The organism is Protofrankia sp. CiP1_Cm_nod4 (genome assembly GCF_982290645.1).
In genome coordinates, this window is sequence record NZ_CEVIVC010000152.1 from 9,793 (window position 1) to 12,246 (window position 2,454).

Annotated in this window: 4 protein-coding genes; 1 reads left to right on the forward strand and 3 read right to left on the reverse strand. The window is 72.8% G+C overall.

Annotation, left to right across the window (positions count from 1 at the left end; all coding sequences use genetic code 11):
- From AC5LSR_RS20615 to AC5LSR_RS20625, 3 genes are all read right to left on the reverse strand, one after another.
- On the reverse strand, positions 1-950 hold a 950-nt coding region (locus tag AC5LSR_RS20615), incomplete at its 3' end, for an NlpC/P60 family protein (protein ID WP_250286514.1).
- A 49-nt stretch (positions 951-999) separates the two neighbouring features.
- Positions 1,000-1,647, reverse strand: a complete 648-nt coding sequence (locus AC5LSR_RS20620) for a hypothetical protein (protein ID WP_250286516.1) — start codon at positions 1,645-1,647, stop codon at positions 1,000-1,002.
- A gap of 38 nt (positions 1,648-1,685) precedes the next feature.
- Positions 1,686-1,904, reverse strand: coding sequence for a helix-turn-helix domain-containing protein (locus tag AC5LSR_RS20625; protein ID WP_013875580.1), 219 nt, complete (start codon positions 1,902-1,904; stop codon positions 1,686-1,688).
- Positions 1,905-2,104: 200 nt separating this feature from the next.
- On the opposite strand from AC5LSR_RS20625, the gene AC5LSR_RS20630 reads away from it, so the two are divergent.
- Positions 2,105-2,454, forward strand: a 350-nt coding sequence (locus tag AC5LSR_RS20630; RefSeq protein ID WP_493468849.1) for a hypothetical protein, incomplete at its 3' end; no start/stop codon positions are given.

Here is a 2,454-nt window from a genome sequence, read left to right on the forward strand (position 1 = left end):
AGCGGGCGGGTGACCGCCACGATCGATGTCCAGTCCGACAGGGCGGACTCGACCACACCCCAGCGGGCGCCCTTCGCGGCGATCACCCGACCGTTCCCCACGTACATGCCGACGTGCCCCGGCGCCGCGGCGGTGCCGTCGGCTCCGGGGATGAACAGCAGGTCACCCGGCTGCGGATCCACCGCGGACACCAGCGGGCCCGCCCGCATCTGGTCCACGGTGACCCGCGGCAACGACACCCCGATCCGCTGGTAGGCCGCCTGCACCAGCGAGGAGCAGTCCCAGGCGTCCGGCCCGGTCGCGCCCCACACGTAGGGCCTGCCGATCTGGCTCTCCATGAACGCCAGCACCGGGGCCACCGCGGCCGCCGACACCGTGCCCGCGACCATGGCGTCGATGACGTCGCCGTAGACCTGCGCCTGGGCGAGGATGGTCCGGACGTAGTCACGGGTCTCCGGGTACGGCGGGACACCGGCGTAGGCGAGCACCGCCCCCGGCCCGGCGTTGTAGGCCGCGAGCATCTTCTCCCGCGGATCCGCCGAGACGGACGCCGTCGCCGCGGCCACGGCACAGTCGTAACGGGCCGCGGCGGGGATGGCGTCCGCCGGGTTCCACACGTCACCCTGGCCGTGGATGGCCCAGGTCCCGGGCATGAACTGGGCGATACCCATCGCGCCGACGGCGGAACGGGCGTTCGGGCTGAAACCGGACTCCTGGTGCAGCTGGGCGGCCAGCACCGCCGGTGACACCTCGGCGCAGCCGGCGTTGTTCGCAGCCTCGATGATCAGTGGCAGGTACTCCGACGGGATGCCGGCGGCGTTCCTGATCGTCCGGCGCACGTCGGAGCCGTCGTTCCCGATGAAGGGACCGGCAATGATCACCACGATGGCCGTGACACCGAAGACGAACGCGGCGATGCCACCGACCAGCCCCAGCCCGCCCCAGAGCATCCACCGTTGCCGGCGCCGACGGGCGCGGTAGCTCCCCCCTGCCACAGCGTCAGCGGCCCGGGGCGTCGCCGTAGGAGTTCGCCAGATCCGCGCCGGCCACCAGCCAGCTGCCGTCGGTCTGGCGGAGCAGGGTGAGCGTCGGGTTCGACACCGTCTCGGTGCGGTCGCCGGCCCGGTCACTCACGGTCGTGCGCCGGACGTTGAGCAGCAGCACGACCCGGCCGCTGGCGGTGCTGTCAACACCGCCGAGCGGCGAGGCCGCGAGCACCTCGACGGTGGACCGGCTGCCCAGCTCCCGCAGCTCCAGCCAGGCCCGCGCCGGCTCCTCGGTGGCGGTGGCGCCGCGCTCCCCGCCGAGCTGGGCGAAGAAGTCCGGGGTCATGCAGGCGCGGGCACGCAGCAGACCGGCGTCCGGCCCACTGTCGGCCCGGGTGTCATAGGACTGCCAGCGGGTGAAGCAGTCCACCGCGACGCTTCCGGGATCATGAGGGTCGAGCGGGACGGAGGCCAGTGGTGATGCGGTGGCAAGTGGCGGGCCAGGAGGCTGGCTCGCGGCCGGCGGCGGCCCGGTCGCGGCCGGGGTGGCGCTCGCCCGGGCCACGACGTCACGCACGGCCGAACAGGCCGGCACACCGCACAGCAGCACCGGCGCCGCCGCCACCAGCACACACAGCCTGGACGCGGCCCGTGCGGGCATCCGTGGAGGCGTCCGCCCGGGCAGCCTGCCGGAAAAGATCACTCCCTGCCGTCCAGCCAGTCCCTGACCCGGCCGCGGCGGATCCGCCACTGATGGCCGACCTTGCGAGCCGGGATCTCCCGTTCGGACAACAGCCTGAGCACCGTGCTCTCCGACAGCCGCAGCCACGCGACCAGCTCGTCGACCGTCAGCACGTCATCGTCCGCGGGATCCCTGCCCGCCGCGAACGCCGCCACCGAGACGCCCTCCTGTGCCACGCGACGGCCTCCCTCTCCGAGCACCTACCGCCGGCGCAGGAAGTTACACCCACCCAAGCCACCCTGACGACCCCCAAAGGAGCCTTGTCATACTTGAACAGCTCGTGTTACATCGATCCGTCCGAAGTTCAAGCCAAGCAACCGCAAGCAGCAGTAACAGGCACTAACCAGCCGGAGAATACCACGGAGGTCGACAGCGCGTGACCGATGTGTCGCGAGAGCCCTACGGCGATGACGGTGACGCGCGTCCCGTCTCGCTGATCGGTACACGCCTGCCCGCGGCGGGCCCACGACCGGATTCGACGACCCGTGACGTACCCGCCGCCGGCGTCGCGACCAGCGGCAGCCCGCCACCATCAAGATCTTCTTCTGCTGCCGAGCCGGGTCCGGACACCCGGACCGGACGGATCACCAGGCGCCTGCGCCGCCGGTCGCGCGACGCCTCGGGCGAGCACGCCCCCGCCGACGCGGACGACCCGCGCCAGGCCGAAGCGTTCCTGCTCCAGGACGCCGCAGGCCCCACCACGCCGGGGGCGGCCGCCCGCGGCGG